At 66.2% G+C, this 26,223-nt stretch carries 21 protein-coding genes and 1 pseudogene; 15 read left to right on the plus strand and 7 right to left on the minus strand.

Features of this window, described 5'->3' with window-relative positions; genetic code table 11:
- Positions 1 to 61 precede the first annotated feature (61 nt).
- A complete protein-coding gene (locus IFT65_RS07950) occupies positions 62 to 2,443 on the minus strand; it encodes a TonB-dependent receptor (protein WP_192081008.1) in 2,382 nt (793 codons plus the stop codon).
- Between the two features lie 328 nt (positions 2,444 to 2,771).
- Here IFT65_RS07950 and IFT65_RS07955 point away from each other — a divergent pair, with 328 nt between their 5' ends.
- On the plus strand, positions 2,772 to 4,634 hold the full coding sequence (locus tag IFT65_RS07955; RefSeq protein ID WP_192081009.1) for an ATP-binding cassette domain-containing protein: 1,863 nt from the start codon (positions 2,772 to 2,774) through the stop codon (positions 4,632 to 4,634).
- A gap of 270 nt (positions 4,635 to 4,904) precedes the next feature.
- Here IFT65_RS07955 and IFT65_RS07960 read toward each other — a convergent pair whose 3' ends face one another.
- Complete coding sequence (locus tag IFT65_RS07960; RefSeq protein WP_192081010.1) at positions 4,905 to 5,768, minus strand: LysR family transcriptional regulator; 864 nt, start codon at positions 5,766 to 5,768, stop codon at positions 4,905 to 4,907.
- Positions 5,769 to 5,944: 176 nt separating this feature from the next.
- Here IFT65_RS07960 and bla point away from each other — a divergent pair, with 176 nt between their 5' ends.
- Positions 5,945 to 6,859, plus strand: a complete 915-nt coding sequence (bla, locus tag IFT65_RS07965; protein WP_192081011.1) for a class A beta-lactamase — start codon at positions 5,945 to 5,947, stop codon at positions 6,857 to 6,859.
- Positions 6,860 to 7,019: 160 nt separating this feature from the next.
- On the opposite strand, the gene ggpS is transcribed toward bla, so the two are convergent.
- Together ggpS and IFT65_RS07975 are read right to left on the minus strand one after the other, a co-directional pair.
- Positions 7,020 to 9,260, minus strand: coding sequence for a glucosylglycerol-phosphate synthase (gene ggpS, locus IFT65_RS07970; RefSeq protein ID WP_192081063.1), 2,241 nt, complete (start codon positions 9,258 to 9,260; stop codon positions 7,020 to 7,022).
- Between the two features lie 68 nt (positions 9,261 to 9,328).
- A complete protein-coding gene (locus IFT65_RS07975; protein ID WP_192081012.1) occupies positions 9,329 to 10,570 on the minus strand; it encodes an MFS transporter in 1,242 nt (413 codons plus the stop codon).
- 120 nt (positions 10,571 to 10,690) lie between these two features.
- On the opposite strand from IFT65_RS07975, the pseudogene IFT65_RS07980 reads away from it, so the two are divergent.
- Both IFT65_RS07980 and IFT65_RS07985 read left to right on the plus strand, forming a co-directional pair.
- Positions 10,691 to 10,891 (plus strand): annotated as a pseudogene (locus IFT65_RS07980) (zinc ribbon domain-containing protein); the annotation flags it as partial.
- Between the two features lie 82 nt (positions 10,892 to 10,973).
- Positions 10,974 to 11,615, plus strand: coding sequence for a hypothetical protein (locus tag IFT65_RS07985; RefSeq protein ID WP_192081014.1), 642 nt, complete (start codon positions 10,974 to 10,976; stop codon positions 11,613 to 11,615).
- A 127-nt stretch (positions 11,616 to 11,742) separates the two neighbouring features.
- On the opposite strand, the gene IFT65_RS07990 is transcribed toward IFT65_RS07985, so the two are convergent.
- Positions 11,743 to 12,513, minus strand: a complete 771-nt coding sequence (locus IFT65_RS07990; RefSeq protein ID WP_188324744.1) for a DUF3011 domain-containing protein — start codon at positions 12,511 to 12,513, stop codon at positions 11,743 to 11,745.
- Positions 12,514 to 12,671: 158 nt separating this feature from the next.
- On the opposite strand from IFT65_RS07990, the gene aspS reads away from it, so the two are divergent.
- Positions 12,672 to 14,420 (plus strand): aspartate--tRNA ligase, encoded by a 1,749-nt coding sequence (gene aspS, locus IFT65_RS07995; protein WP_192081015.1) that lies wholly within the window; start codon positions 12,672 to 12,674, stop codon positions 14,418 to 14,420.
- Positions 14,421 to 14,477: 57 nt separating this feature from the next.
- Positions 14,478 to 15,032: a GNAT family N-acetyltransferase gene (locus tag IFT65_RS08000; RefSeq protein WP_192081016.1), complete on the plus strand. Its 555-nt coding sequence runs from the start codon at positions 14,478 to 14,480 to the stop codon at positions 15,030 to 15,032.
- 12 nt (positions 15,033 to 15,044) lie between these two features.
- Here the strand turns inward: IFT65_RS08000 and IFT65_RS08005 are convergent, their stop codons facing one another.
- Both IFT65_RS08005 and IFT65_RS08010 read right to left on the minus strand, forming a co-directional pair.
- Positions 15,045 to 16,886: a hypothetical protein gene (locus tag IFT65_RS08005; protein WP_192081017.1), complete on the minus strand. Its 1,842-nt coding sequence runs from the start codon at positions 16,884 to 16,886 to the stop codon at positions 15,045 to 15,047.
- Between the two features lie 16 nt (positions 16,887 to 16,902).
- Positions 16,903 to 17,292, minus strand: a complete 390-nt coding sequence (locus IFT65_RS08010) for a hypothetical protein (protein ID WP_192081018.1) — start codon at positions 17,290 to 17,292, stop codon at positions 16,903 to 16,905.
- Positions 17,293 to 17,642: 350 nt separating this feature from the next.
- On the opposite strand from IFT65_RS08010, the gene IFT65_RS08015 reads away from it, so the two are divergent.
- The 9 genes from IFT65_RS08015 to tolQ all read left to right on the plus strand — a co-directional run bounded on the left by IFT65_RS08015 (position 17,643) and on the right by tolQ (position 26,219).
- On the plus strand, positions 17,643 to 18,668 hold the full coding sequence (locus tag IFT65_RS08015; protein WP_192081019.1) for a hypothetical protein: 1,026 nt from the start codon (positions 17,643 to 17,645) through the stop codon (positions 18,666 to 18,668).
- Entirely contained in the window at positions 18,665 to 19,297 is a 633-nt protein-coding gene (locus IFT65_RS08020) for an alpha/beta fold hydrolase (protein ID WP_188324738.1), read from the plus strand. Before IFT65_RS08015 ends, IFT65_RS08020 begins: the two co-directional genes overlap by 4 nt.
- Positions 19,298 to 19,413: 116 nt before the next feature.
- On the plus strand, positions 19,414 to 20,139 hold the full coding sequence (locus IFT65_RS08025) for a YebC/PmpR family DNA-binding transcriptional regulator (RefSeq protein WP_192081020.1): 726 nt from the start codon (positions 19,414 to 19,416) through the stop codon (positions 20,137 to 20,139).
- Between the two features lie 12 nt (positions 20,140 to 20,151).
- Positions 20,152 to 20,673 carry a crossover junction endodeoxyribonuclease RuvC gene (gene ruvC, locus IFT65_RS08030; protein ID WP_188324736.1) on the plus strand — a complete coding sequence of 174 codons (522 nt, stop codon included), beginning with the start codon at positions 20,152 to 20,154 and terminating at the stop codon, positions 20,671 to 20,673.
- Positions 20,674 to 20,686: 13 nt separating this feature from the next.
- On the plus strand, positions 20,687 to 21,280 hold the full coding sequence (gene ruvA / locus IFT65_RS08035) for a Holliday junction branch migration protein RuvA (protein WP_188324735.1): 594 nt from the start codon (positions 20,687 to 20,689) through the stop codon (positions 21,278 to 21,280).
- Between the two features lie 105 nt (positions 21,281 to 21,385).
- On the plus strand, positions 21,386 to 23,236 hold the full coding sequence (locus IFT65_RS08040; protein WP_192081064.1) for a potassium transporter Kup: 1,851 nt from the start codon (positions 21,386 to 21,388) through the stop codon (positions 23,234 to 23,236).
- 718 nt (positions 23,237 to 23,954) lie between these two features.
- Positions 23,955 to 24,995 carry a Holliday junction branch migration DNA helicase RuvB gene (ruvB, locus tag IFT65_RS08045; protein WP_188324734.1) on the plus strand — a complete coding sequence of 347 codons (1,041 nt, stop codon included), beginning with the start codon at positions 23,955 to 23,957 and terminating at the stop codon, positions 24,993 to 24,995.
- Entirely contained in the window at positions 24,988 to 25,446 is a 459-nt protein-coding gene (gene ybgC / locus IFT65_RS08050) for a tol-pal system-associated acyl-CoA thioesterase (RefSeq protein WP_188324733.1), read from the plus strand. The genes ruvB and ybgC overlap by 8 nt, the downstream gene beginning before the upstream one ends.
- Positions 25,443 to 26,219 carry a protein TolQ gene (tolQ, locus tag IFT65_RS08055; protein WP_188324732.1) on the plus strand — a complete coding sequence of 259 codons (777 nt, stop codon included), beginning with the start codon at positions 25,443 to 25,445 and terminating at the stop codon, positions 26,217 to 26,219. Before ybgC ends, tolQ begins: the two co-directional genes overlap by 4 nt.
- Positions 26,220 to 26,223 lie beyond the last annotated feature (4 nt).

The following is a 26,223-nucleotide window of genomic DNA, read 5'->3' on the forward strand; positions in this document are numbered from 1 at the left end:
GGCAGTGCCCGGCGTTTGCTGAAGTCGACGCTGGTGATGCCGGGCGACGGCATGCTGCCTGTTACCAGGTGTAACGGATGCGCCCGTACACGTACGCGCCATTGAAGCCGAACGGCGAATAGTTGCTGTACGGCAGCATGCCCCAGGTGGAGTTCTGCAGGTCGACGGTGCGGTCGGGGTATTCGTCCAGCAGGTTGTCGGCCCCCAGGGTCAGGGTCCAGTTGTCGCTGGGCTTGTAGCTGGCCGATGCATCCAGCACCCATTTCGCGTCATAGGTCTGGTCGCGGGTGGCGGTGGCGGAGTTGCGCACGGTGAAGCTGCCGTAACGCGTGGCGGCCAGGCCCAGCTCCCAGTGATCCGAACGCCACGTACCGCTGACGATCGATTTGTCGCGCGGGAAGCTGTCTTCGATACGGCCGATCTCATCGCGGCCGATCAGCGCCTGGGTGATGCCCAGCGCCTGGAAGGTGGCCGGTGAGGCATCGAACTTCTGCACCTCCGTGTCGTTGTAGCTGTAGGCCGCGGTCAGTTCCAGGCTGCTGGCGGTGAACGGCACGGTGTAACTGGCCACCGCATCGACACCGCGCGTGCGGGTGTCCAGGCCGTTGGTGAAGTACGAGAACGCCGTCACCTGCGGCAGGCCAAGGCCGGTCAGCAGGTCGGCGACCGCCGTGTTGCCGGTGGTGGTGATGTTGGACGACAACGCGATACGGTCATCGATCTCGATCTGGTACGCATCCACGGTCAGGTACAGGCGATCCACCGGCTGCAGCACCAGGCCGACGCTATAGGAGGTGGAAGTCTCGGCCTTCAGGGGTGCCGAACCCAGTGCCTGCGCGGCGGCGCTGCCCGCGGGGAAGGTGCCACGCTCGACGAAGTTGCCGTTGACGATGGTGCTGGTCACGGCCTGGTAGCTCTGCTGGGCCAGCGACGGGGCGCGGAAGCCACTGGACGCGGTAGCACGCAGGGCCACCTTGTCGGTGAACGCGTAGCGCGCCGACAGCTTGCCGGAGAACTTGTCGCCGAAGTCCGAGTAGTCCTCGTAGCGGCCGGTGACGCCGGCGGAGAACTTGTCGGTCAGGTCCGCTTCCAGCCCCGCATAGACCGCGTAGTTGTGGCGGTCTTCGTCCACGGCGTTGATCGGCGTGAAGCCGCCGAAGCCCTGCGCACCGCTGCCGGTGTACGAGTTCAGCTCGCCCTGGCGCTGTTCCCAGGTTTCGCGACGGTACTCACCACCGAACGACAGGGTGACCGGATACGCCAGGCCCCAGTCCAGCGACTTGGTGAAGTCCGCGTTGAAGATGTCCTGCGTGTACTTCAGCGTGCCGTCGTAGAAGGAACTCGGGCTGGTCGCCACCAGGCTGTAGTTGATGCTGTTGCGGGTGTGGAAATCGAGCGTGTTCTCGCCATGGTTGGCGCTCAGGTCCCAGGTCCAGCCACTTTCCGTGCTGCCCTTCACGCCGGCAACGACCGAACGGTCCTTGGAGTACTGGTTGATCTGCGGCACATAGCCGTCCGGGTAGACCTGGGCCAGCAGGGCGGTCTGTCCCAGGTGGTTGGGCGAGCGGTAGAACGCGAACGAGGTGATGTCGCGGTTGCTGAGCATCGCGTTGGCGTAGCCGGTGACGTTGTCACTGAACGCGAAGCTGGCGTTGGCCGACACCGCCGAGGCATCGACCTGCGGATCGCCGACCACGAAGGTCTTCTCACCGATGTCGGGGAAGTTGCCAGTGTTCGGGGTGGTGCCCTGGTAGGGCCCGGCGCGGTTGCTTTCGTCCTGCTGGCTGTACTGGCCGGCCACGTGCACCTGACCGCGACCGTCGCCGAAGGTGAAGCCGGCATCGCCGGACAGCTGGTCCTTGTTGCCATCGCCCGCCGCGTACTGGCCGTGGTCGATGGCCAGGCTGCCGCCCGTGCCACTGCCCTTGAGCACGATGTTGATCACACCGGCGATGGCATCCGACCCGTACTGGGCCGACGCACCGTCACGCAGCACTTCTACCCGCTCGATGGCACCGATCGGGATGGCATTGATGTCCACCGCCGACGAGCCGCGGCCGATGCTGCCGTTGACGTTGATCATTGCCGAGGTGTGCCGGCGCTTGCCGTCCACCAGCACCAGCACCTGATCCGGCGAGAGGCCGCGCAGCTGGGCGGGACGGATGCCGCTGGTGCCGTCGGTGAGCGCCGGGCGGGGGAAGTTCAGCGAGGGCAGGGCGCGCGACAGCGCAGTGGCCAGCTCGGAGGTGCCGGTGGACTGCAGGGCCTCGGGGGTGATGATGTCGATCGGCGACTGCGATTCGGCGACGGTACGGTCGGCCACGCGGGTGCCGGTGACGATCACCGTGTCGAGGGTGTTGGCGGTCTGTGCGGCGGCGGCGAAGCTGGAGGCGGCGAGCACCACGGCGATGGCGGCGGCGAGCGGGCGGGTCTTGCGGGTCATCTGGACGTGGCTCCGGTTGGGGGCGGCGGCACCGGGCGACATCTCGGGGAGCGGGACGGCGTGTTGCGGCGCGCAATCAAGCAATTAACGACAATTTAATCCCCTGTCAAATGACGGTAACGTCAAAAACTATTGCAAATGCAACGGTTTAGCGGTTCTGGCAGGAGTGGGGGAGAGGGGCCCGGGAGCCGTGTGACACCCTCCGTGGGAGAGAGAGAGGCGCCCTTGGCGTGCCCCCGGGATACGTCAAGTATTCGTTAACGTTAGAATTGCGTCGCAGGAAAGGTGCTCACCAGCACATTCCATTCCGTTATATGGACCTCCCCCAATGATCTCCCTCCGTAATTTCGCCTTGCGCCGCGGCGAGCGGCTGCTGTTGTCCAACGTCGACCTGACCCTGCATGCCGGTTACCGGGTGGGCGTGGTGGGCCGCAACGGCGCTGGCAAGTCCAGTCTGTTCGCAGCCGTGCAGGGCGAACTGGAAGCTGACAAAGGCGATGTCGAGCTGCCTGGCCGGGTGCGCATCGCCAGCGTGGCGCAGGAAACCCCGTCGTTGCCCGACCCCGCGCTGAGCTTCGTGCTGGGCGGCGACGTGGCGGTTGCTGCGGTACTGGCCGAAGAAGCCGCCGCCACCGCGCGTGAAGACTGGGAAGCGGTGGCCGAGGCGCACACGAAGATGGCTGAAGTCAGCGCTTACGACGCCGAAGCGCGCGCTGGCAAGCTGCTGCACGGCCTGGGCTTTCCCGCTGAAACGCACCACCGTGCGGTGTCCTCGTTCTCCGGCGGCTGGCGCGTGCGCCTGAACCTTGCGCGCGCGCTGATGATGCCCAGCGACCTGCTGCTGCTCGATGAGCCGACCAACCATCTGGATCTGGACGCGGTGTACTGGCTGGAGCAGTGGCTGTTGAAGTATCCGGGCACGCTGCTGCTGATCTCGCATGACCGCGAGTTCCTCGACAACGTCGCCACCCATACCCTGCACCTGCATAACGGGGGCGCCAAGCTGTACCCGGGCGGCTACACCGATTTCGAGCGGCAGCGTTCCGAACAGCTGCGCCAGCAGCAGATCGCGCACGAGAAAGAACAGAACGAGCGCGCCCACCTGCAGAGCTTCATCGACCGCTTCAAGGCGACCGCGTCGAAGGCCGCGCAGGCACAGAGCCGCATGAAGCGACTGGCGAAGATGGCCGGCACCGAAGCCGTGCGCGCCGAGCGGGAGTTCCGCATCGAGTTCGCCCCGCCCGCGAAGCTGCCGTTCTCGCTGATCCGGCTGAACCATGTCGAGGCCGGCTACGGCGCCGACTCGGTGATCCTGCACGATGTGGGCTTCGGCCTGGAGGCGGGCCAGCGCATCGGCCTGCTGGGCCCGAACGGCGCCGGCAAGACCACCCTGGTGAAAACCCTGGTGGGCGAACTGAACCCGATCGCGGGCGACCGCGCGGCCCATCCGGACCTGCGCATCGGCTACTTCGCCCAGCACACGGTGGAATCGCTGCACGAAGGGCAATCGCCGATGGAGCACTTCCGCGACATCGCGCCGGATGCGCCGAACCAGTCGTTCCGGGATTTCCTCGGCAAGTGGAATTTCGCCGGCGACCGTGCCTTCGAGCCGGTGGATGGATTCTCCGGTGGCGAGCGAGCGCGCCTGGCGCTGGCACTGATCGCTTACCAGCAGCCGAACGTGCTGCTGCTCGACGAGCCGACCAATCACCTTGATCTGGAAATGCGCGAAGCGTTGGCCGAGGCGCTGAGTGACTTTGAAGGCGCGATCGTGATGGTGTCGCATGACCGCCATCTGATCGGTCTGGTCTGCGATACGTTCTGGCGCGTGGCCGATGGCGTGGTCGAGCCGTTCGATGGCGATCTGGATGAATATGCATCGTGGCTGCGCACCCGCCCGCAGGCGCAGGGCACCAAGGGCAAGCTGCCCGAGCCGGCCGCCGCTGCGGTCAAGACCGAGCCGGTCGCCCAGGTCGTGCAGAAGAAGGCACCGAACCCGCACAAGCTGGCCGCTGCAGAGGCCAAGGTGGCTGAGCTTGAAGCCAGCCTGGCCGAGTTGGACCGCCAGCTGGCCGACCCGGCCAGCTACGCCGATCCGACGCGGATGGCGGTGCTGGGACGCGACCGCGAAACCACCGCCGCCCAGCTGGAAAAGGCGGAAGCGGCCTGGATGGCGCTGCTGGACGGCTGAGCCGCGGCGGCGCTGATGGTGGCGCTGACGCTGGCGGTAGAGCCGGGGGTAGAGCCGACTTCAGTCGGCTGCCCCGTAAGAACTAATGTCAGTCGGCAGGAAAGAGCAGCCGACTGAAGTCGGCTCTACCAGGAGCCCGACGCCGCCCCCGACGCCGCGCATGACCCCGTCCACGACGCCGCCCCCGCCCCCGTCCACGACCCCGTCCACGACGCGGATGCCGACGCCGATCACGACCACGCCCGCACCCTCACCTCACCTCACCCCGCATCACGCGCTCTGCAGCCATTCCCGGAAGCGCGCGGCGGGCTCGCGCTCCGGCCGCGAGCGCAGGCGCGCCAGCCAGTAACTGCCCAGCGCGACGGTCTGCGGGAACGGTTGCAGGAGACGACCCTCGGCCAGTTCCTGCTCGAACATGCATAACGGCAGCAGGGCCACACCAGTGCCTCCTGCCGCTGCCGCCGCCAGGGTCAACGAGGAATCAAAGACCGGGCCGCGCGCTTCCACGCCTTGCACGCCGGCGGCCTGCAGCCAGCAGGGCCACTCATCGCTGCGGTACGAACGCAGCAAGGTGAGTTGGGCGAGATCACGCGGGCTGTGCAGCCGACGCGCCACTGTGGGTGCGCAGAGTGGCGCGAATGGCGCGTCGAGCACCTGTGTGCACTCCTGCCCCTGCCAGTCTCCGTCACCGAAGCGGATGGCCAGATCGAGACCTTCCCCGGCCAGGTCGATCCGGTTGTTATGGGTCTGCACGCGCAGCTCGATGTGCGGGTGAGCGCTCTCGAACGAGGACAGGCGTGGCAACAGCCAACCGCACGCGAATGTGCCGACCACCCCGATGGTGAGCACATCCCGCCTGCCGCTGGCGCCACCGAATCGCGCCACCGCCGCCCCGATGCGGTCGAAGGCCTCGTTCAGCACGGGATACAACGCGGCCCCTTCGTCGGTCAGTGCAACGCCGCGTGGCAAGCGGTGGAAAAGCCGCGTACCCAAGCGGCCTTCGAGCTGCCGGATCTGGTGGCTCAATGCGGCTTGACTGACACACAGCTCCAAGGCGGCACGGGTGAGATTCTGGTGGCGTGCGGCAGCTTCGAACGCACGCAGCGCGGCAAGCGGAAGCTGGGAACGCAGCATAGGGGAGCCGTGAGCAAGGGTTATGGAATTCACTCATTCTAGATTCAATGCGCCGATTTTCAGGGTGGGTTATGGCAGAAGGCATTCATCTGGCTCATGGCTCCTGCTGAAACTATCAGCTGGTTGCGCTGCATGTTCCCTTCGATACTCACGTTTCATCGCACTGGAGATTTCCCATGACCGACCGACGCCGTTTCCTGAAGGCAGGGGGCGCTGCACTCGCCTCGCTGGCTGCTGCTCCCCTGTTGGCACGTACCGCGGCGACGGGGACGCCCGCGGCCGTTTCCGCCGCAGGCGCCATTGCAGAGGCGAAGGATTTCGACGCGCTCGAGCGCATCAGTGGCGGGCGCCTCGGTGTGGCCCTGATGGACGCCCAGGGCAAGGTGATCGCCGGGCATCGACAGGACGAGCGCTTCCCGATGTGCAGCACGATCAAATGGATGATCGCTGCGGCGGCGCTGCACCGCGCCGACGGCCAGCCGGGGTTCCTCGACGAGCGCCTGCCGATGCGCGCAGAGGACCTGATCGACCATGCGCCTACGACCCGCCGGCACGTGGGCAAGGACTTGAGCGTGCGCGACCTGTGCCGCACCACGATGGTGACCAGCGACAACCCGGCGGCGAACCTGCTGCTGCGCCGCCTGGGCGGGCCGCCGGCGCTGACCGCGTTCATGCGTTCCCACGCTGATGCGGTGACCCGCAGTGATCGGTACGAGCCGGAGCTCAACCGGTTCACGCCGGGCGACCCGCGCGACACCACCAGTCCAGCCGCCAGTGCGGCCAGCCTGCAGCGGTTCGTGCTCGGCGATGCGCTGCAGCCGGCATCGCGGCAGCAGTTGGCGGATTGGCTGATCGACAATGAAACCGGCGACGCCACGTTGCGTGCGGGCCTCGGCAAACGATGGCGGGTGGGTGACAAGACCGGCAGCAACGGCAAGGACACGCGCAACGACATCGGCGTGCTGTGGCCGCTGGGCGGTGGCAGCGCGTGGGTGCTCACCGCTTATCTGCAGGGCGCCAGCGTGGACAGTGACCAGCGCGATGCGGCGCTGGCCCGGGTGGCCGCGCTGGCGGAGGGGATGATCGCCTGACGCCCTGTAAGCGCCGGGCTGTAGCCGCGCCAGGCTGGGCGACTACAGCCTGGCGCCCTGCTGGCTGATGCAGGCCGTGCGGCGCGCGCGCCGAGCATGGCTCGGCGCTACCTAGTGCACCACGTAATGCGCGGTGCCGCCGATTCGGCATTGCGCCTGCTCAGGCGCTCGCTTTGTCCACCGCGTCGAGGAAATCGCGGCCCCAGCGGTCTACATCGTAGTGTTCGACGATGCCATACAACTGGCGGAGGCGACCGCCGGCTTCTTCGTCCGGCATGGACAGGGCCTGCATCAAGCCGGCGGCAAGATCGGCCGGATCATGCGGGTTGGTCAACACGGCGCCCTTCAGCTCGGCTGCTGCTCCCGCGAACTCGCTCAGCACCAGCACGCCGTTGCTGCCTTCGATGCCTTGCGTGGCGACGAACTCTTTCGCTACCAGGTTCAAGCCATCACGCAGCGGGGTGATCCACATCACCTGTGCGGCGGCGTAATGTGCAACGACCTCCTCGAACGGCAGGGCCTGGGCGAAGAAGCGCACCGGGGTCCAGTCCAGCCGCGCGAAGCGTCCGTTGATGCGACCTACGGCCTGCTCGATCTGGTTCTGCAGGGTGCGGTAGATGGTCATTTCGCGTGCCGCGGGCACACAGACCATCAGCAGCGTGACCTTGCCCTGCTGTTCGGGATGCTGCTCCAGCACGCGTTCGAAGGCTTCCAGCTTGGCGAGCGTGCCCTTGGTGTAGTCCAGCCGCTCCACCGACAGCACCAGCTTGCGCGCCCCGATTTCGCGGCGCAGCTTGAAGATGTCATTGCGCACATCGCTACGCGCCAGCGTGTCGTGGATACGGCCCAGATCGGTGCCGACCGGGTGTGCGCCCAGTGCCACTTCCCGGTCGCCCACGCGCAGGCGCGTGGTCATGGTGTCCAGGCCCACCGCGCAGCCGTAGGTAAGGAAGCGGGGTGCGCAGTTTTCCCACGCCAGCCGCTCCACCGGAGCCGCCCCACGCACCACGTCGACGAAATTCTCCACCTGGCGCGGGATGTGGAAGCCCACGTAGTCACACGCCAGCAGGCTGCCGATGATCTCGCGACGCCACGGCACCACGTTGAACACATCCGCGGAAGGAAAATAGGTGTGATGGAAGAAGGCGATCTTGACGTCCGGGCGCAGCTCGCGCAGGTACGCCGGCACCATCCACAGGTTGTAGTCGTGGATCCACACCGTCGCCCCGTGGGCGGCTTCGGCGGCGGTGGCTTCGGCGAACTTGCGGTTGACCTTCAGGAAGACCTGCCAGTCATCCTCGCGGAAGCGCGCGCGTTCCCAGAACACGTGCAGCATCGGCCAGAAGGCTTCCTTGGAAAAGCGCTTGTAGAAGATGTCCACTTCCTGGCGGCTGAGTGGCACCCGTGTCGCGCGCAAGGTGGGGTACTGCGCTTCGTCTACGGTCACATGTCGCTGGAACGGCCGATGCTTGGGATCGTCGATGCCCCAGGCAATCCAGCTGCCCTGTTGCCCGCCTTTGAAAAAACTCAGCAGCGACGGAATGATGCCATTCGGCGAGCGCGGCGGCCGTTGCACCAGCTTGCCGTCTTCGAAGCTCTCATCGAACGGCATGCGGTGATAGACCATCAGCAGCTTGGCGCCTTCGTGGGACACCGGCGCCGGTGCGGCCAGGTGCGGATCACGGGCGTCGAGCAGACCGAAGTGTGTGATGGCTTCGAGGATGCCGCCGCAGCCGGGTGCTTCGGCATGCAGGGTGCGCTCCTGCCCGTCGGTCGCCTCCAGCAGAGCGGCCTCTGACTGGCCAACGCAGACGCCGCGGAAGCCGGCGACATACATCGACAGGTCGTTGAGCGTATCGCCGGCCACGAGGATGCGATCGACCTCCAGGTCCAGCGTACGTGCCAGTGCGGCCAGCGTGCGGCCCTTGTCGGTGCCGGGCGGCAGGATGTCCAGGTAACGGTCAGCCGAGTACAGCACGTCGCAGCCGAGCCCGCGCGCGGTCTGTTCGATCTGCGCGCGCAGTGGCGCCAGCGTGTCCGGATCGCAGAAATACGAACACCGGCGCTCCTGGGGCACATCCTGGCGCTGCAGGGCAGTGAATGGCCGCATGGCCTCGGCGACCACGTGTTCACCGGGCCAGTGCGCATCGATCATGGACTGCAACGGCTGCACGGGCTGCAGCGTGTGGCCGTCGACCACCGTGGCGCCGACGTCGCAGACGATGTAATCGGGCACCGGGATGGAGGGGTCGGACAACAACGGCATCACCGCTTCCAGACCGCGGCCGGTGATGAAAATGAGGGAGATGCCGGGATGCTGGTCGATCAACCGGTAGAGGCGGTGCCGTTGCGCGGCGCTGCCGGCAAGGAAGGTGCCATCGAGGTCGGTGGCGAGGATCAGCTGTGGCGGTGCTGCGATTTCAGTAGCGGGGACAGCGGGTTCGGTTGCAAGGGTAGGGTACTCGACAGTCAATGTGTTTCCTTTTCAGGGTGGAGGGGAGTTTCGGTTTCCGGCATCAGCTCCAGCGCGGACGGGGTGGTCCGCACCATCGCGCGGAAGGGAGCCGGATGGGTGCGCAGGCGCGCGTGGCGCAACAGGCGGGTGGCGGTGAAGGCGGCCAGACAGGCCAGCACCACGGCGAAATACAGCGGCAGGGCCGGCGCCCCGAAGCGTGTCATCAGCGCGCCGGCGATGGCCGGCCCGATCGCCGCGCCCACGCCATGGACCAGCAGCAGGCTGCTGCAGCCGGACAGCAGGTCTTCGCTGGCCAGATAATCGAGCATGTGGGCGACAGCGAACGGATACAGCGCGAACACCAGGCCGCCGTAGCAGAACACCAGCAGAAACATCACGTGGATCTGCTGCTGGATCAGTGGCATCGCTGCCAGCACGCCCAACCCAGCGGCTGCCAGGCTGACAGCCAGCAGACCGATGCGGCGGTCATGCCCGTCGCTGACGCGCCCGAGCGGCCACTGCAGCAGGGCGCCGCCGGCGATGGCAGTCAGCATGAACAACGGCACGCCATCGCCGCTCAGGCCGATCTCGCCGGCGTACACCGGCAGCAGGCCCCAGAAGGGCCCCATGGCAAGCCCGGAGAGGCCGGCAGCCACGGTGGCGACGGGGGCCAGTGTGTAGAGGTTGGCCAACTTCAGGCGCGGCACATTGGGCACATCGGGCTGCTGCAGGCGGGTAGCGGTGACCGGCAGCATCGCGGCGCAGACGAGCAGGGCGGTGACCGTGAACATCGCCGCTGCACCGGCGTCGCCGAGCATCAGCAGAACCTGGCCCAAGGCGAGCGCGGACAGGTTGATCATCATGTACAGCGAAAATACTCGGCTGCGTCGTTGTGGATCCGGCTCGGCGTTGAGCCAGCTTTCGATCACCGTGTACAGGCCGACCAGCGCGATGCCGGTGACGACGCGGAGCAGCCCCCAGCCCCATGGGTCGAGCCACAAGGGATGCAGCAGGACGGCCATCGTCGCCAGCGCGGCATGGAAGGCGAAAGCGCGACTGTGGCCCATCCGGCGGATCAGCGGCGGGGCGGTGAACGTGCCGACGAAAAAGCCGGCGAAATAGCCGGACATCACCCAGCCCAGCGCGTTGGCGCTGAAGCCTTCCTGCCCGCCGCGCACGGCCAGCAGGGTGCCGAGCAGGCCGCCGCCGGTAAGCAGCAAAGCCACGCCAAGCAGCAGGGAAGTCAGCCGCAACATGGGTGCGACCTTCGTGGGGAAGGTTGGGCAAACACGTCAACGACCTTAACACAGCGGACCTGACCTCCCTGTTGCAATGGCTTACCATGCGCGGCTCGATACCCCTGCGATGCCAACGCCATGCCGATCTACGCCTTCGCCTGCACCGACTGCGGCCATGCCTTCGACCGTCTGCAGAAAATTGCCGACGCCGACCCCGTCGACTGCCCCCAGTGCGGCAAGTCCACGGTGAAGCGGCAGATCACCGCGCCGTCGTTCCGCCTGGCCGGTGGCGGCTGGTATGAGACCGACTTCGGCAAGAACAAAAAGAACCTCGTCGAGAAGCCTGCCGCGGCGCCGACGAGCAGCGGCGACTGATCACGGCAGGTTTGCGCGGAGTGGCGCGGCTGGGTAGGGTGGAGCGATGAACATGCTTCGACTCATACCCATGATGGGGCTGCTGGCCCTGGCGGGCTGCGATGGGAAATCCCGCGACGTGGTGTCCAACGAGGTGGCTACGGCGCCCGCGGACGCTTTCCTGGCCAGCGTGGCCGCGCACTGTGGCAAGGCCTATGCCGGCGAGATCGTCGAGGATAATCCGGTCGCCACCGGCCCCGACCCGTTCGCCGGCAAGCGCTTGGTGATGCACGTACGCGGCTGTGAGGACACCTCCCGCGAAGTGCGGATTCCGTTTCACGTAGGTGACGACCACTCGCGGACGTGGGTGCTCAGCCGCACCGAGCACGGGCTGCGGCTGAAACACGACCACCGGCACGAAGACGGCAGCCCCGATGCCATCACCCTGTATGGCGGCGACAGCAAGCCACCGGGTACGGCAGAGCGGCAGCAGTTTCCGGCCGATACCGATTCGGTGGCGATGTTCCGCAAGGCGGACATGCTGGCCTCCACGCACAACACGTGGGCAATGGAGATCAAGCCGGACGAGGAGTTCGTTTACGAGCTCACGCGCCCTGACGGGCGGCGCTTCCGGGTAGTGTTCGACCTGACCCGCCCTGTGGCGCTGCCGCCGGCCCCGTGGGGTGCGGACCGCTCAGCCGCACCCTGAACCCGCACGCCGGGGTAGCGCCGAGCCATGCTCGGCGGAATGCGTGGACGCCCGTGCCGCTGCGCTCGCCGACCATGGGTCGGCGCTACCGATCCCGCACGCCCGTGCCGCCTCCGTTGCCGGTGTCTCAGCGCAGGCCGAAGCGGGCGCGGCAGCCGTTGCTGACCCACAGGCTGCCATTGCTGTAGCCCCAGCTCTGGCCCTCGCGACAGGCGCTGCCGGACAGTTGCTGCAGCAGTACCGGCTGGCCGCGGCGGGCTTCCCACGCGCAGGTGCTGCGGCGCTTGTCATTGCTGCTGCAGGTGACACTGTAGTTGGCGTTGCCACTGTTCCAGCCACCGCCCCAGTTGCCGCCGTTGCCTTGCCCACGCGCTTCCGCGAACTCGGCGCGGCAGCCGCCGTTCACCCATACCGCGCCATCCCGCACGCCCCAGGTGCGCCCTTCCACGCAGGCCGTGCCGGATATCTGGCGGACCAGTCGGGCATTGCGCCAGCCGGCGTTGCAGACGCGCTCGCGGTTGTTCTGGCTCTCGCAGCGGATCGTCCCGCTATTACCGGCGTTGCCGCCGTGACTGCCACCCGGCCGGCCATCATTCCACCCGCCGGAACCGCCTTGGCCGGCGCCTCTCAGTGAGGTGGATATGTCCTGCTTGATGCGCGAAAACGCCCAGCCCGAGCTGACCTGGTCCAGATAGAAGCGCAGTTGGTCGTCCGGAATGCGCCGTCCGTTGGACTGATCCGCATATTCCTGGCTGATCACCCGGATCCGGTCATTGGCCGTGAGCTGGGCGAGGTTTTCCGGCGCGTAGGCACGGGTCCCGACCTGTGCGTGCGCAGCGGGCAGGGCGGTCGAGCCGGCCAAAGCGACGGCCAGACAGGCCAGAGTCCAACGGTTCATGGCGACATCCCCGAGCAGTCGATGGTGCGCGACTATACGAACCGGGTGGATTAAATCCACGTGACCGCGCGGGATTTGCCCCCGGAGGGGGCTGGGCCGCAGAATAACGGGCTTTCCGGCCCCTCCTGGTGCCGGCGTACTCAAGCGGAGCTTCCCCCATGCGTACCCACTTCTGCGGCCTGATCGATGAAACCCTGATCGGCCAGACTGTCACCCTCGCCGGCTGGACCGACGTGGCCCGTAACCAGGGCGGCGTATGCTTCATCGATCTTCGCGATCATGAGGGCATCGTGCAGGTGACGGTGGAGGCCGACAACGCCGCCGTGTTCGCGGTGGCCGCGTCGCTGGGCTATGAGGACGTGCTGCAGGTGGAGGGCGTCGTGCGTGCCCGCCACGCGGTCAACGACAAGATGCGCACGGGCAAGGTGGAAGTCATCGCCACCGCCATCACCGTGCTCAACAAGGCAGCCCCGCTGCCCTTCCACGCGCATGAAAATCCGGGCGAAGAAACCCGCCTGAAGTACCGCTACCTGGACCTGCGACGCCCGGAGATGCAGCGCATGCAGCGCACCCGCATCAAGCTGGTGCAGGCCCTGCGTCGCCACCTGGATGGCGAAGGCTTCCAGGATATCGAAACCCCGATCCTGACCAAGGCCACCCCCGAGGGCGCCCGCGACTTCCTGGTGCCGGCGCGCATGCACCCGGGTGAGTTCTACGCGTTGCCGCAGAGTCCGCAGCTGTTCAAGCAGATCCTGATGGTGGCCGGCTTTGATCGGTACTACCAGATCGCGCGCTGTTTCCGCGACGAAGCCCTGCGCGCCGATCGCCAGTTGGAGTTCACCCAGCTGGACATGGAGTTCGCTTTCGTGCGCGAGCAGGACGTGCAGGATTTTGTCGAGAACATGATCCGCGGCATCTTCAAGGAAGTGATCGACGTCGAACTGGCGGCGAGCTTCCCGCGCATGACCTGGGCCGAGGCCATGCGTCGTTATGGGTCGGACAAGCCGGACCTGCGCATCGCACTGGAGTTGGTGGACGTGGCCGAGCTGGTCAAGTCCAGTGAGTTCCCGGTGTTCACTGCCGCTGCCCACGATGCCGACGGCCGCGTCGCCGCGCTGCGCATTCCCGGTGGCGCCAGCCTGAGCCGCAAACAGATCGACGAGTATGCCGCGCACGCTGCCAAGTACGGCGCCAAAGGCCTGGCTTACATCAAGATCGCCGACAACGGCGAAGTCAGCTCGCCGATCGCCAAGTTCTTCACTGAAGAAGCCTTCGCCTCGCTGGTCGCCCACGTGGGGGCCGGCAATGGCGATATCGTGTTCTTCGGCGCAGGTGGCTACAACAAGGTGTCCGATTTCATGGGCGCGCTGCGGCTCAAGGCCGGCAAGGAATTCGGCCTGGTCGCCGACAGCTGGGCGCCGCTGTGGGTCACCGATTTCCCGATGTTCGAATGGGACGGGGAGGCGCAGCGTTACGTCGCCCTGCATCACCCCTTCACCGCGCCTGCGGTGGATGACATCGCCGATCTGCGCACGAACGCGAAGACCGCTGTGTCGCGCGGCTACGACATGGTATTGAACGGCAACGAGATCGGCGGCGGTTCGATCCGTATCCATCGCCCCGACATGCAGAGCGCGGTATTCGAACTGCTGGGCATCGACGCGGACGAAGCCCGCGCGAAGTTCGGCTTCCTGCTGGATGCACTGAACTACGGCGCACCGCCGCATGGCGGCATCGCCTTCGGCATCGACCGCATTGCCGCTTTGATGGCGGGCACCGAATCCATCCGCGATGTCATTCCGTTCCCGAAAACCACCGGTGCGCAGTGCCTGATGACGGATGCACCGTCGCCGATCGCCGATGTGCAGCTGGCAGAAGTGCATATCCAGGTGCGACCGAAGGGCTGACCCGTTTCCTTGGCGTGTCGGCTTCCCGCCGGCACGCTCGCCACCCTGGAGAGCGCCATGACCGCAGGCCACTACGCCATCCGCCGTGCCACTGTCGATGACGCCGCGACCTTGTCGGTGCTGGCAGCGCGCACCTTCACGGAAACCTTCGGTCATCTGTATCCGGCACAGCATCTGCAGGACTTCCTTGACGAGCACTACGTCGTCGAGCGACAGCAGGTGATCCTCGGCCACCCCGACTACGCGGTGTGGTTGCTGGAGCGTGACGGAGTGGCGGTTGGCCATGCCGCGGCAGGACCGTGTGGCCTGCCGCACGCCGAGGTCCAGCCCGGTGACGGGGAACTCAAGCGGCTGTATCTGATCAAGGACGAGCAGAGCTGTGGCTGGGGCAGCCGGCTGCTGGAGACCGCGCTGGCCTGGCTGGAGCGCGACGGCCCGCGTCCGCTGTGGCTGGGCGTGTGGTCGGAAAATTTCGGCGCACAACGCTTCTATGCCCGCTACGGTTTCCACAAAGTGGGCGAATACCTGTTCCCGGTGGGTGAGACCCAGGACCTGGAGTTCATCCTGCGACGGCCGCTGGTCGCTGCCGCCGATCAGCCGGCGACAGCGTAGGCAGGGGCCGGCTCAGCGGGTACGTGGTGCGGCGCTGAACGTGCCGGGCAACGCGGCGGTCTGCGCCGCCGTGCTACGGCTCTGCGTCATCGCCACCAGCAGTTTCAGCTCGTTGCCGCTGAGGATTCCGCTGGACAGGTCGTCCCCCATTCGCGATAGCGACTGCTGCCGATCAGGCCAGGGGCCGTGCACCGGCTCTGCGGCACCCAGATTGAACCTGCGCTGCAACGTCTCGCTGAGCAGGCTGCGCAGCTCGTTGCCACGGTAGGTTTCGCTTTCCTTGTTGCGGTAGCCGGTGGTGTGATGGGTGATCAGCCGGTGGTAGGGAATGACGCCCTGCCAGCAGGCATGGCGGTCTGGCGTGAACATGTCGTGGTGCTCCAGATAGATCACCTGGTGCCCCATCAGCGCGAACGGTTCCAGCGCGCCGCTGCGGATGCCGATCACCGGGCCACCGACGGTGTCCAGCAGCTTGTGCATGAAGTACCACTGGTGTTCACGCGGTGCCAGCACGCGCTCACCGTTCAGTTCGGCCGCCCAGAAACGACCGACATGTGGATGCGGCTGCGGACGATACGGATGACGGTCGGTGAGCCGATCCTCGCCGTTTTCATCGCGTGCGCGGTTGATGTAGGTATCGGCGATGCAGTACACCGGGGTACCTGCTGCGTCCGGTTTATCTGGGCCCAACGCATCGGCGATCTGCTCGAACATCATCGGTCGGGAGATCGCCTCTGCTTCGCGGGCATTGGCATATTCGCGATCGGCGATCCACAGCGCGGCAGCACCGGGCTGGATGCCCTGTTCGGCAATGACCGTGTCGACGAGCGCGTCGATGCGCGTGCGTTCGGCCGGATCGACCAGTGCGATGAGCTTGTTGCGGACATCGATGCAACGATCCTCGGGCGACATGTCCGGTTCGCGGAAGCGGCGCGCGATCAGCTCGGTGGTGGCGGACATGTGGAACACGTGCGTGCCCTGGTGCTCGGCATCGCCTGCCAATGGCGAGGCCGCACCCTCCACGTGCCTGAAGTCCGCGCGCGTCGCGCTGTCGTCCAGCGACTCACGCGCGTCCTTCAGGCTCTTGCCGGTGTGTTCGTACAGCGACACCCGATCGGCCGCGTCCGCCTGCCCACTGGCGGTGAGAGCGGTGCGGATGACCTCGAAAGCCTCGCGGGCATGGGCCTGCTCGGCTTGGTTGCCGCGGCTGTAGGCGATGGATACGTTGAGCTTTGGATTGATCAACATGGCAAGGATCAGCGAGTAGCGGTCGCCGGTGGCATAGCCGGGCAGGAAGGTGTGGATGCTTGAATCCGGGGCCTCCAGGGCTGCGCTGAAATCCACGTCGCGGGGATGCAGGTAGGGAACGCCCTGGCCCGTGACGGCATCGATCCGATAGCCCTGCCGCAACTTCACATCCTCGAGAGGTACCAGCAGGTCCAGCTGCTGCGCCTGCTCGCGGACCTGCGCCAGCGCGGTGCGGCCGATTTCCTGGCGCACGCTCTGGCTGTCATGCGAATGGTGCTGGTAGGCCTTGAGGTAAAGGTCGCGGGTGGCCTTGTCGGTGGGGTTGGCTGCGGTGAAGAAGGCAGCTGGATGGATCCGCTGCTCGGCGGCAGGGACTTCGACGCTGCCGCCGAGCATCGTCACGCACGCCCAGCCGGCGACGAACTTCCGCGAGTCACGGCCCACGTCGAACTCGGCCGCAGCGCGTGACTGGCTGAGCACCGGTGCAGAGGGTCCGGCCGCACTGAACAACAGCGAGGCGTGTTCGCAGATGGGAGAGCCTGCGCCACGTGATGGTGCAGCAGGAAGCAGACAGGGGGAGGTCTGGGGAATGCTCAATGTCAGCATGGAGGAGTCCAGAAGTTCAGAGGGAGTGGAGCAGTCGCTGGCGTACGACCTGCAGGCGCTGCAATGCGCCGGGCAGGTCGTCCAGTGCAGGAGAGTTGCTGGCATGCGCCTGTACCAGGCGCAGGACACCGGTCCGTGGATCGAGCGCGATGGATGCGCCGTCCATTACCTGTGGCTGGTGATGGTGGGCCAGCCATGCCCGTAGCCGGTCGGCATCGCAGTGCAAGCCATCATCGGCAAGTTGGCAGTGGATCAGCAGTTGCTCGGCCGAGCACTCCAGGTGCCATTCCACCCCGACGGCGTCGAGCAGCGTGTAGGCTGCGGCGGAAATGTCCAGTGGCAAGGGAAGGTGCTGCGCGGCGCGCTGAAGGATCGGCAGTGCCCAGGCTGGCAGAGATGCAGTCATCGACGTGCTCGGGTGCAGGAAGGGAGGGATAGCCTGCACAGTGCGTGTGCGCGTTACGCTGAGGCACGCCTTAACACGAGGAAGATCAATCGAACTTGGCGTTGTCGTAGGCAATTTCACTGCGCATATCGCTCGTATCCGTGGTGAAATCAGCGGCCCCGATGATTCTCCAAGACGCGGTCTTTCAAGCGCTCGCTTTCCGCAGGGATTGTTGGCGTCGAAAGCGACATCAATGCAGTAGATGCAGACCGGACACCATGCCTCCTTCGCCTTCCTCCCTGCTGGCCCCGCCGGCACCGATTCCTCGTCCTGACGTGTTGCGCATTTCCGCCACGTCGTCGCGGGGCGCAATGAAAAGAATCCGCGTGCACAACGCCAGCCTGCCCCCTGCAGCAGCGCGCGCGGCAGAGCACTGGATTGCTGTGGTGAAAGGGCGTCAACTGCGCCGCTCGATTCATGTCACCACGCTGGCGCCGGGGATGGTTGCCGTCCACCTGCAGGCATCGCCGGCGTTGCTCCAGCGCATGGGCCTGCAGCACGCCACGACGGCCGCGCTTGCAGAAGACCCTCCTGACGCAGTGACCAAGCGGCTTGCGTGGATGAGCCTGGATCCCCGTCGTTTCAGTGGCCACGTGGTGCAGGGCGATGCGCTGTTGGACCCCTGCGTGCGTCCCGCGGGCGAGGCGGCGGCAAGGCCGTGCGCGCGGATCAATGGCGGGTACTTCAACTTCCGCCAGCGCGCCTGCGTCGACCGCCCCGAGCATCTGTCCATCGGGCCATTGCGGACGCAGGGCGGAACGCCGCAGCCCACCCTGCCGCTGCCACCGGCCTTTGCCGATGACTATCACGAACTGGGATTCGCGGACGGCTCCTCGCTGGCCTGCGCGCCGCTGCTGGCTGAGCAGGGGGCGCCGGTGTTCGCGGCCAAGGCCAGCGGTAGTCCGCTGTACCAGCTGCCGCGGGATTTCGCCTTCGAGCGGGGCGACCAGGTCGCTCCCGGCGTGCTGTGGCATGCGCATGATGCCAACCCGCGGGCAGCGGTCAGCCTGCCCACCACCGCGGACAGCGGATGTATCCGCCTGGTGGCAGCCCCGATGACCGATCGCGGCTGTGCCGACTCCGGCTGGACCCTGGCGGAATTTTCCGGCGCGCTGGCCCGCCTGGATCGTCTGGGTGGGCAGCACGGACCGCCGAATATCTCGCTCAACCTGGACGGTGGCGAGTCCGTGGCCCTGTTGGCCTGGACCGAAGGGCGGCCGGTACTGGATATCCGGCAGACAGCCCAACCGCGGCAAGTCGGCAACCTGATTGAATTCCGGGCAGCGGCCTGCCTGCGGTCGCCGGAAATGGTCAGATGCGTCAAACTTGGCGGATGAAGCAATCGGTTCTCCTTCTGCATGGCATCTGGAACGCCCGCGCCTGGGTCGGGCCGTTGGCATGGCGGCTGCGCGCGCGCGGCTTCAACGTGGAGACCTTCGGCTACTCCAGCGTGCTGGGAGGGCCGGACATCGCCGTGCCGCAGTTGCTGCAACGCTTGCAGGACAGCGGGCCGGTGTCGCTGGTCGGCCATAGCCTGGGCGGGTTGGTGGCGCTTGAGGCGCTGCGCCGGAATCCCACGCTGCAGGTGCAGCGGGTGGTCTGCCTCGGCTCGCCCCTGCGTGGCAGTGGCACTGCCCGTACGCTGGCCGAGCACGGCTGGGCAGCGGCATTGGGTCGCAGCAGCGAGCTGTTGCTGGACGGTCTGCCCGACTGGCAGGGCGAGGCCAAGGTCGGATTGATCGCCGGCTGTGTACCCCATGGCCTCGGCAGTCTGCTCGGGGTGTTCGACGGGGATTCCGATGGCACCGTGGGGCTGGATGAGACGCGTCTGCCGGGATTGGCCGATCATTGCGTCGTCCGCTGCAGCCACAGTGGCCTGGTCTTCTCGCTGGATGCCGCCCGGCAGACCGCCCAGTTCCTCCGCCACGGGCATTTCCATCCGGGCCGCGACGCTGCGGCAGCCTGAGGACCGCCGGGCCGGGATGGGGGTTCCTGCTGATCCCTTTGCCCGTTCGACACGGTGCAGCCACGGGATCAGGTAGAATCCGCGCCCTGTTCCTGACGCTGCGAAACGGAAGCCCCATGGGTAGAGGTCCCTCGATTGAAGGCCGCAAGAACGCGTCTGACGCGAAACGCGGCAAGATTTTCACCAAGATCATCCGCGAGATCGGCGTTGCCGCGCGTGGTGGCGGAGGCGACCCCAACAACAACCCGCGGCTGCGCGTGGCGATGGACAAGGCGCTGTCGTCGAACATGTCCAAGGACGTGATCGAACGGGCGATCAAGAAGGCCACCGGCGAGCTGGAAGGCGTCGAGTACGAAGAAATCCGCTACGAAGGCTATGCGCCCGGTGGCGTGGCCGTGATCGTCGACTGCCTGACCGACAACAAGGTGCGCACTGTCGCCGACGTCCGCCATGCCTTCAGCAAGTGCGGTGGCAACATGGGCACCGAAGGGTCGGTTGCCTTCATGTTCAAGCGCTTGGGCGTGCTTCACTTCGCTTCCGGTGCCGACGAAGACACCATCACGGAGGCGGCCATCGAGGCCGGTGCGGACGACATCATCGTCTACCCGGAAGACGGCGCCATCGACGTCGTAACCGCCGCAGACAGCTACCATGCCGTGAAGGATGCGCTGGAATCGGGCGGCTTGAATCCCGATCATGCCGAGATCACCTTCCGCGCGGACAACGATATTGCCGTGGAGGGCGATACCGCCCTGCAGGTGAAGAAGCTGCTGGACATGCTGGAAGACCTCGATGACGTGCAGGATGTCTACTCCAACGCCGATCTCGGCGTGCACGCCTAGACCTGAGACCCCATGACCCGCATCCTCGGCATCGACCCCGGTTCGCAACGTACCGGGGTCGGCATCATCGACGTCGATGCGGCTGGCCGCGTTACCCATGTCCACCATCAGCCGCTGGTGCTGCTGGGCGCTGACGATTTCCCGCAGCGCATGAAGATCCTGGTGCTCGGCCTGGCCGAGCTGATCATCGAGTACCAACCGCAGGAAGTGGCCATCGAAAAGGTGTTCATGGCGCGCAACCCGGACTCCGCCCTGAAGCTGGGCCAGGCGCGCGGCGCCGCCATTTCAGCGGTGGTGATCCGTGACCTGCCGGTGAGCGAGTACGCGGCCAGCGAGATCAAGCTGGCCGTCGTAGGGCGGGGTGGGGCGGAAAAACAACAGGTCCAACACATGGTCGGGCTCATGCTCGGCCTGAAGACGAAGCTGCAGGCCGACGCCGCTGATGCGTTGGCCGTGGCCATCACCCATGCCCATGTACGGGCGACGGCCAACCGCCTGGGGCTCAGTGCCCGCCAGGCGTGGGGCCGGAAATGAGGAGCAACGCTGCATGATCGGTCGCCTGCGTGGAATCGTGGCTTACAAGGCACCGCCGTGGCTGGTGGTGGACGTCAACGGGGTCGGCTATGAGCTGGAGGCCCCGATGAGCACGTTCTATGACCTGCCCGACATCGGCCGTGAGGTGATCCTGTACACGCACTACGCGCAGAAGGAGGACAGCGTGTCGCTGTACGGCTTCCTGCGCGAGGGCGAGCGCCGCCTGTTCCGCGATGTGCAGAAGGTCAGCGGCATCGGTGCGAAGATCGCGCTGGCCGTGCTGTCGGCCGTGACCGTGGAAGAGTTCGTGCGCATGGTCCAGTCCGGTGACATCACCGCGCTGACCCGCATCCCGGGCATCGGCAAGAAGACCGCCGAGCGCATGGTGCTCGAGCTGCGCGACCGCGCTGCCCAGTTGGGCGCCGGTGGCGCATTGCCGTCCAGCAGCGGCCCCGCCGCGGCCGATCCGGTGTCCGAAGCCACCGTGGCGCTCCAGCAGTTGGGCTACAAGCCCGCTGAAGCGGCACGGATGGCGCGCGATGCGCATGCCGACGGCGACGATGTGGCCCAGGTCATCCGCAAGGCGCTGCAGTCGGCGCTACGCTGAGCTGAGCCGTCTTACTCCCCTTCGTTACCTCCACCGAGCCCTTCCATGTCCAGCCCTTCCAACGCGCCTGATGGCACTCATGGCCATGCTCCCACCGGGAGCAGCATGGCCCTGGTCATCGGCGCCATCGGTGTGGTGTTCGGTGACATCGGCACCAGCCCGCTGTACACGCTGAAAGAGGCGTTCTCCGGGCATTACGGGCTGACCAGCGATCACGACACCGTGCTGGGCGTGCTGTCGCTGGCGTTCTGGGCGCTGATCCTGGTGGTGACGCTGAAGTACGTCACCATCATCATGCGCGCCGACAATGACGGCGAAGGCGGGATCATGGCCCTGATGGCGCTGACCCAGCGCACGTTGCGCAAGGGGTCGCGTTCGGCTTACGTGGTCGGCATCCTGGGCATCTTCGGTGCATCGCTGTTCTTCGGCGATGGCGTGATCACGCCGGCCATCTCGGTGCTGGGTGCAGTGGAAGGCCTGGAAATCGCGGCCCCCGGCCTGCACAAGTTCATCCTGCCGATCACCATCGTGGTGCTGTTGGCGGTGTTCGCCGCGCAGCGCTTCGGCACGGAAAAGATCGGCAAGGCATTCGGCCCGATCACCACCGTCTGGTTCCTGTCGTTGGCGGCGATCGGCCTGTACAACATCGTCGATGCGCCGGAAGTGCTGAAGGCCTTCAATCCGTGGTGGGCGATCCGCTTCTTCATGGACCACGGCTGGCACGGGGTGTTCATCCTCGGCGCCGTCGTGCTGGCGGTCACCGGTGGCGAGGCGCTGTATGCGGACATGGGCCACTTCGGCGCCAAGCCGATCCGCCACGCGTGGTACTTCTTCGTGCTGCCGTGCCTGGTGCTAAACTACCTGGGACAGGGCGCGCTGGTGCTCGAGCACCCGGAAGCGGTGAAGAACCCGTTCTTCGAAGCGGTGCCGGACTGGGCGCTGTACCCGATGATCATTCTCGCCACGATGGCGGCGGTGATTGCGTCGCAATCGGTCATCACCGGTGCGTTCTCGGTGTCCCGGCAGGCCATGCAGCTGGGTTACATCCCGCGCATGCGGATCAAGCACACCTCGCACGACACCATCGGCCAGATCTACATTCCCGGCATCAACTGGGGCCTGGCGGTGATGGTCATCGGCCTGGTGCTCGCGTTCCAGAGTTCGTCGAATCTGGCGGTGGCCTACGGCATTTCGGTATCGGGCACGATGCTGATCGACACCCTGCTGCTGGCCTTGGTCGCGCGCAGCCTGTGGCCGAAGTCGCGGCACTGGATCGTCGCGCTGTGCGTGGTGTTCTTCATCATCGATCTGGGCTTCGTGATCGCCAACGGTGCCAAGCTGATGCAGGGTGCCTGGTTCCCGGTGGTACTCGGCATCCTGCTGTTCACCCTGATGCGCACCTGGCGTCGGGGGCGTGAGCTGCTGCGTGACGAGATCCGCAAGGACGGCATCCGCCTGGATACCTTCCTGCCGGGGCTGATGCTGGCGCCGCCGGTACGGGTGCCGGGCACGGCAGTCTTCCTCACCGCCGATCCGACGGTGGCCCCGCATGCGCTGATGCACAACCTGAAGCACAACAAGGTGCTGCACGAACGCAACGTGTTCCTGCACGTGGTCACCCTGCCGGTGCCCTACGCGGCGGAGGGCCAGCGGCTGAAGATCGAGTCGGTGGGGGATGATTTCCATCGGGTCTACGTGAAGTTCGGCTTCATGGAGACGCCTGACGTGCCGCTGGCGCTGATGCGCTCGTGCGACCACGGGGGCATCTACTTCGATCCGATGGACACCACGTTCTTCGCCAGCCGCGAAACGATCGTGGCGACGGCCAACCGCGGCATGCCGATCTGGCGTGACAAGCTGTTCGCGCTGATGCATCGCAATGCAGCGCCGGCGACCGGCTTCTTCCGTATTCCCGGCAACCGGCTGGTCGAACTGGGCGCGCAGGTCGAGATCTAGTTTTCTTCCGCTGCGCTCGGCTCCGAAGCGGGAGCAACGGCAACGGCAACGGCAACGGCAGAAGCAACGGCGAAAGCCGCACGGCTGCATGTCGGCGGGGCGGGGTGGGTTGGCGGGGGACGGCAACAACCGCATCCATGCGGGCCTCGTTTCGCGCCATCCATGGCGCTCAACGCCCCCGCCAACCCACCCCGCCCCACCCTCGACAGGTCCATGGCGGCCTTTGAATCTGTAGCGCCGACCCATGCAGGCTGTGTAACAACTCCCGGCTCGGTCGAGCTACGCAAGATCTGGAGCGCCTGCAGTCCTGCAAGGTATGCAGATCTCACGTAGCGGGGCGATAAGTGGCGAAAATGTCGCCACTTGCCGTGAAGGCCGGACTTTTTACACAGCCTGCCATGGTCGGCGGAATGTTCCCGCCAACGGCCCGCTGCGCTCGCCGACCATGGGTCGGCGCTACCGCTTTTCTTCTTTTTTTTTACGCGGCTGGCGGCCACGGAATGTGTCAGGGGGCCGGGCGGTGGGGCTGGGCGGGGGCGTTGAGCGCCATGGATGGCGCGAAACGAGCGCTACATGGACGTACTTGTGCGCGTCCCCCGACCAGCCCCACCGCCCGGATCCCAGCTGCAGCTTGAAAGCAGCCAGCCGCGAGGGGGTCTCACCCGTTCGACGGCCGCCAATCGCACGGGACGCGATCGATTTGCCGCATAATCACCGGATGACCGAGCACCGCATCATCGGCGCCGACGCCACCCGCGAGGATGACGCCGTCGACGCCAGCATCCGCCCCAAACGCATGGCCGACTACCTCGGCCAGGTGCCGGTGCGCGAGCAGATGGACATCTACATCCAGGCCGCCAAGGCGCGCGGTGACGCGCTGGACCACGTGTTGATCTTCGGCCCGCCCGGGCTGGGCAAGACCACGCTCAGCCATGTCATCGCCAACGAACTGGGCGTTGCCCTGCGCGTGACGTCCGGGCCGGTGATCGAAAAGGCCGGTGACCTGGCCGCGCTGCTGACCAACCTGCAGCCGCACGATGTGCTGTTCATCGATGAGATCCATCGCCTGTCGCCGGTCATCGAGGAAGTGCTGTATCCGGCGATGGAAGATTTCCAGATCGACATCATGATCGGCGAAGGCCCGGCGGCCCGCTCGATCAAGCTCGACCTGCCCCCGTTTACGCTGATCGGCGCCACCACCCGCGCCGGTCTGCTCACCGCCCCGCTGCGTGATCGCTTCGGCATCATCCAGCGTCTGGAGTTCTATACCGCCGAAGAACTGACGCGCATCGTGCGCCGCTCGGCAAAGATCCTCGGCATCGACTGCACGGCAGACGGGGCAGGGGAGATCGCACGGCGGTCGCGGGGTACCCCGCGTATCGCCAACCGGTTGCTGCGCCGCGTGCGCGACTACGCTCAGGTCAAAGCCAACGGGCACATCGATGAGGATGTGGCCAAGGCCGCGATGGTGATGCTGAAAGTCGATCCGGAAGGCTTTGACGAGCTGGATCGCCGTTTCCTGCGCACCCTGGTGGACTACTTCGAAGGCGGCCCGGTCGGCGTGGAGTCGATGGCAGCGGCGCTGTCCGAAGAGCGGGGGACATTGGAGGATGTGGTGGAACCGTATCTGATCCAGCAGGGCTTCCTGGTGCGGACCGCCCGTGGCCGGATGGCCACGCACCGCGCGTATCGCCACCTTGGGCTCAAGCCGAAGGTCGCCCCCGTGGATCTTTTCAGCGAGCCATCCGACAATGAGTGAGCCGCGGTTCAGTTGGCCGACACGCATTTACTGGGAAGATACCGACGCAGGTGGCGTGGTCTACCACGCGCGGTACGTGGCCTTCATGGAACGGGCGCGTACGGAATGGATGCGGGCGCTGGGCTTCGGCCAGGAGCGCATGCGCAGCGAGCACGGCATGGTGTTTGCGGTCCGCTCCATGGAGATGGATTTCATCAAGCCAGCAAGGCTGGACGATGCACTGGCGGTCACCGCGACGCTGGTGCAGTGCAAGCGTGCCAGCCTGGTCTTCGCCCAGCAGGTGCTGCGCGACGGCCAGTTGCTGCTGGACGCGAAGGTGAGGATTGCCGCACTGGATGCGCAGACCTTCCGCCCGCGCGGCATGGACGACGCGCTGCTGTTGGCGCTGAAACCACATCAACACCCTGATACTCCGAACAATCCTGATTTGCAGACTGAGGAACAACGATGATCGCAATGCTTCTGGGCCTGCAGGCCACGGTGGTCGAGGCGCTGCCGGAGGACGTCACCAGCGCCGCCGCCGAAACCGCCGTACAGGCCTCGCGCAGCGGCATCAATTACTGGGAGCTGATGACCAAAGCCAGCATCCCGGTGATTCTCATCGTGCTGCTGCTGCTGGCCGGCTCCTTCATCAGCTGGGTCATCATCTTCCGCAAGGCCCGTGTGTTCTCGCAGGCGACCCGCGAGGCCGACGAGTTCGAGAACCGGTTCTGGTCCGGCGCCGACCTGGGCAAGCTGTATTCCTCGGCTACCGACCGCAACCGCAGCGTCGCGGGCCTGGAGGCGATCTTCGAGGCAGGTTTCCGCGAGTACAACCGTCTGCGTGACCGTCGCGGACTGGACGGGCGGGCGTTGCTGGAAGGCGCACAGCGCGCCATGCGCACCACCTACACCCGCGAAGTGGACCGGCTGGAACGTAATCTGGAACTGCTCGCCAACATCGGCTCCACCGCCCCCTACGTGGGCCTGGTCGGGACCGTGTTCGGCATCATGGTCACCATGCACGACATGGTCAACAGCGGCGAGCAGGCCGGCATCGCCTCGGTCGCACCGGGCATCTCCGAAGCCCTGTTCGCCACGGCCATCGGTCTGTTCGTGGCCATTCCAGCCGTCTGGGCCTACAACCGCTTCACCACCCGCGTCGAGCGCATGGCGGTCCGGTTTGAAACGTTCGCCGATGAGTTCAGCTCCATCCTGCAGCGCCAGACCGGCGTAGACGACTGAACCC

Origin of the sequence: Stenotrophomonas sp. CFBP 13725 (genome assembly GCF_014841935.1) — a bacterium.
In the GTDB taxonomy this organism is placed as follows: domain Bacteria; phylum Pseudomonadota; class Gammaproteobacteria; order Xanthomonadales; family Xanthomonadaceae; genus Stenotrophomonas.